At 16.9% G+C, this 4,644-nt stretch carries 4 protein-coding genes; 1 reads left to right on the top strand and 3 read right to left on the bottom strand.

Features of this window, described 5'->3' with window-relative positions:
* A partial coding sequence (tilS, locus tag GJU03_RS01090; protein WP_168918857.1) for a tRNA lysidine(34) synthetase TilS occupies positions 1–1,275 on the top strand: 1,275 nt, incomplete at its 5' end.
* Here tilS and GJU03_RS01085 read toward each other — a convergent pair.
* The 3 genes from GJU03_RS01085 to GJU03_RS01075 all read right to left on the bottom strand — a co-directional run.
* Positions 1,250–2,989, bottom strand: a complete 1,740-nt coding sequence (locus GJU03_RS01085; RefSeq protein WP_168918856.1) for a proline--tRNA ligase — start codon at positions 2,987–2,989, stop codon at positions 1,250–1,252. The genes tilS and GJU03_RS01085 overlap by 26 nt on opposite strands.
* Before the next feature lie 48 nt (positions 2,990–3,037).
* Complete coding sequence (locus tag GJU03_RS01080; protein WP_168918855.1) at positions 3,038–3,928, bottom strand: homoserine O-succinyltransferase; 891 nt, start codon at positions 3,926–3,928, stop codon at positions 3,038–3,040.
* Between the two features lie 115 nt (positions 3,929–4,043).
* The coding region (locus tag GJU03_RS01075) for a NifU family protein (RefSeq protein WP_211080482.1) at positions 4,044–4,644 on the bottom strand (601 nt) is incomplete at its 5' end.

The following is a 4,644-nucleotide window of genomic DNA, read 5'->3' as shown; positions in this document are numbered from 1 at the left end:
GCATATAGTGGAGGTGTTGATTCTACAGTTTTATTATATAACTTATTTAAATTAAGATATAAATATCCTTTATTATTAAGAGCTATTTATGTTAATCATAATTTAAATTATGAATCAAATTTTTGGATGAAAAAATGTTCTTTACAATGTAAAGAATGGAATATATCTTTTATATATAAAAATATATATATTAAAAATAAAAATAATATAGAACAAAATGCACGTAAAGAAAGATATCAAGTATTTAAAAATATTATTTATAAAAATGAAATTTTAGTAACTGCTCATCATTTAGATGATCAATGTGAGAATTTTTTTTTATTTTTAAAAAGAGGAAGTGGACCAAAAGGTTTATCAGGAATGTCTAAAATTAAAATTTTTGATAACTTAATTTTATTTCGTCCATTACTTAAAATAAGTAAAAAACAGATAATTCATTATGCTAAACAAAAAAAATTAAAATGGATAGAAGATCCTAGTAATAAAAATATAAAATATGATCGTAATTTTTTACGTAATATTATTTTACCTAAAATAACTAATAGATGGCCATTTTTTAAAAATTCGGTTATTAGATCTATAATAAATTATAAAGAACAAGAAGATTTATTAACAGATTTAATAAATCCAATATTAATTAAATTAATACAAAAAGATAATAGTTTATTCATTAAACCATTATATAATTTTAATATAATAAAAAGAAATTTTATTATTAGAAAATGGATAGAATATAATAAATATTATTATTTACCTTCTAGAAAGCTATTATTTATCATATGGAATGAAATTATTTGTTGTAAAAATAATAATAATCCACAAATTAAAATTGGTTCATATGTTATTCGTAAATATAAAAATTATTTATTTTGTATAAAATATTTTCCTAATTTAAAAAACACTATTTTAGTGTGGAAGAATATAAAAATTCCTCTTATTTTACCCTATAAATTAGGAAAACTAATAATATTAAATATTAATATAAATTATAAAAAAGATTCAATATATATTAGAAAACCAAAAAATGATGAAATTATATATATAAAATTTAATATCTCAGGAAAATGTTATTTTAACAGTTTTAAAAATAAAAAAAATATTCATTATATATGGAAAAAATTATCTATTCCAAAATGGAAAAGAGAGCAAATTCCATTATTATTTTATAATAATGTACTAATTGCAGAATTAGAAAATAAATTAGTTACTCGAGAAGGTACAGCAACTATTTATCAAAAAGATAATTTTTTTATTTTTTGGAGTAAAATATATTAAAACATTTATTCAACTTGATTTTATTAAAAATAAAATCAACGATTAAATCGGTAGAAATAATTTTTTTAAATCCCGTTTTTCTATATTTATATTCAACATTCTTATTAAGAATATTATTCTTATTAATAACTATTATATGAGGCACTCCAATAAGATCTATATCTGAAAACATAATTCCAGGACTTAAATTTCTATTATCAAGTAGAATATTTATTCCTAATAATTTAAATTTTTTATAAAGTAAAAAAGAATATTTTTTAACTACTAAATCTTTATTTAAATTAATTGGAATAATTGCTACTAAAAAAGGAGCTAGTAATGAATTAGGCCAATAAATTCCTTGATTATCATGATTTTGTTCTATTATAGCTGCAATTAATCTTGATATTCCAATACCATAACAACCCATATATATTGGTTTTTTAATTTTATTTCGATCATAAAAATAAGCATTCATTGCTTTAGAATATTTTTTACCAATTTGAAAAATATGTGCTATTTCAATACTACGTCTAATTTTTATTAAATTTTTTTTATTTAAAATAGATTCATTTTGAATAATATTACTAATATTTTGAATATTATTAGGTATAGATAAATCTATTTCCCAATTAGTATTAATTAAATATTTATCTCTAATATTAGATCCTATAATAAAATTATACATATTTATTATAGAATAATCTCCAATAATAGGAATTTTTAAATTAAAAGGACCTATTGAATTTATATTTATATTAAAAAATTTTTCTATTTCTTTTTCTGATAGAATTTTAATAGCTTTATTATTAATTTTTTTAATTTTCTCAAAATTCAATTTATAATCAGCTCTAATTAATAATGCAATAAAAGGATTTTTTTTATCTGAAGTTTTTAAAATACTTGTTCTAATTATATTTTTTATTGATGAATTACAAATTTTAGCTAATTTTTTATAAGTTATACAATTTTTTAAATTTAATATTTTTTTTTTATTTATATATTTTTTTGTACAAATAAAATATTCTCTTAATTCTTTGTTTAAAATTAATTTTTTATTTTTAGATAAATAAATTTTATTTTCTCCATTTTCAGAAAAAATATGAAATTCATGAGAAATATTACCTCCAATAATATTATTATCTCCTTTTATTATTAAAAAATTAATTTTCATAATATTAAATATTTTTTTATAAGTTTTTAATACAATATTATAAGTTTCTTTTAAAGAAGAATTATTTTGATGAAAAGAATAACTATCTTTCATTAAAAATTCTTTAGCACGTATAACTCCTAAACGTGATCTAATTTCATCTCTAAATTTTGTTTGAATTTGATATAAATGAATAGGTAAATATTTATATGATTTAATTTCACTTTGTATTAAATAAGTTATAACTTCTTCATGTGTAGGTCCTAAAATAAAACTATGTTTTTTACGATCTAAAATTTTTAATAATTCATTACCATAATCATTTATACGTCCACTTTGCTTCCATATTTTACTTGGATGTAATATAGGTAATAATAATTCTATTGCTCCTATATCTTGCATATAATAACGTATTATTTTTTTAAAATTATTAATTACTCTTAATCCAGTAGGTAACCAAGTATATATTCCTGAAGATAATTTTTTAATCATTCCTGCTTTCAGCATTAACGAATAACTATTCATATTATAATCAAGTATTTTGTTTTTAGATGTAAAAAATAAATATTTAGTTGTTAACATTTAAACTCCTTTTAAATTAAATATTTTAAAAAAATTTATATAAATATTTTATTTATAAAATAAATAATTTAACCAATTTAAAAATAATAAATTACCATGACTTCTCCAATTAATTTTTGGTATTAATTTTTGATTATTTAAAGGATAATAATTGTATGGAATATTAATTTTTAATCCATTTTTTAAATCATTTAAATATTCTTGATTTATGGTTAATGCATCATATTCTGGATGACCAGTAATAAATATATATTTATTATTATTACTTGAAAAAATATATACACCAGATTTTCTTGAATAAGAAATAATTTTAAAATCAGTATAATATTTTATAAAATTTAAAGAAAAATCAGAATATCTAGAATGAGGAACGAAAAAATAATCATCAAATCCTTGAACCAAAAAATTTTTTTTTAATAAAATTTTATGTTTAAATATACCTAAAATTTTTGATTTATTAATTTTTTTTGGTATATTAAATAATATATTTAATATTGCTTGTGCAGACCAACATATAGAAAAAACAGAATTAACATGTTCTGTAGCCCAATGTATAATTTTTACAAATTCTTTCCAATATCTTATATCTGAGAAATTAATTAATCCTAAAGGAGCTCCTGTAATAATTAAACCATCATAAAATTTATGATATATTTGATCTAAATTTAAATAATATTTATTAATATGATTAATTGAAAAATTATTAGATGATTGACTATCTCTTACAGATAGTAATGATAAATCTATAAATAAAGAAGAATTAGATAATAATCTAATAATTTGATTTTCTGTTTCAATTTTTTTAAACATTAAATTTAAAAAAAGTATTTTTAATGAATTTGGATATTTTTGATATCTTTTTGATTTTTTTAATAAAAAAATATTTTCTTGTTTTAAAAAATCTATAGCAGGTAATTTTTTTGGAACTATCACAGGCATATATCTTTATTCCTTATTTAAATATTAAAAAATATTTTTTAATTTAACTAAATTAATAAACATATATTTTAAGAATCATAAAATATTTAAATAAAAAATGATATATTTATTATTCTTAATAATAAGATAATTTATTTTTTTTATGAAAAGTTACATCATAGACTCCTTTTATGTTTGGAAAATTACGTATTATTTCTTTTTCAATCCAATTTTTAAGTGTATAATTACTCATGGAACATCCTTGACATCCACCATGGAATTCTAATAATAGAATATTATTAATTGTTATATTTTTCAATATAATAAATCCTCCATGATTAAATAATTTAGGATTAATTATATTTTTCAAAAAATTATTAATATCTCTTTTAAGATTTTTTATTTTTTTATAATTATTTATTTTTTTATTATTTACAACTATAAATTCTAATTTAGTAGATAATTTTTTTTTTATAAAATCTATTTTTATATTTTCCAAAAATTTAGAACTATCAAAATCTATAAATATATTCATATTTTTAAAATTTAATTTAATATCATTATTTTTAATTTTTTGTATATCACAAAAAGAAATATTTCCTTTAAAAATATTATTTTTTATTAAAACTGAAATTTTAATACATACATTTTTATCTTTTTTAGATAATAATTTGAAGAAATATTCTTGTGCTGATTGTGTTATTTGTAACATAATTAATAAACAAACTATTTTAAAT

Origin of the sequence: Enterobacteriaceae endosymbiont of Donacia bicoloricornis (assembly GCF_012567955.1) — a bacterium.
GTDB lineage: Bacteria > Pseudomonadota > Gammaproteobacteria > Enterobacterales > Enterobacteriaceae.
This window is presented reverse-complemented; position numbering and strand designations above follow the sequence as displayed.

What these genes read in the sequence shown, in the direction of transcription:
- GJU03_RS01085 (WP_168918856.1), bottom strand. Translation starts at nt 2,989, where the DNA reads ATGTTAACAACTAAATATTTATTTTTTACATCTAAAAACAAAATACTT.
- GJU03_RS01080 (WP_168918855.1), bottom strand. Translation starts at nt 3,928, where the DNA reads ATGCCTGTGATAGTTCCAAAAAAATTACCTGCTATAGATTTTTTAAAA.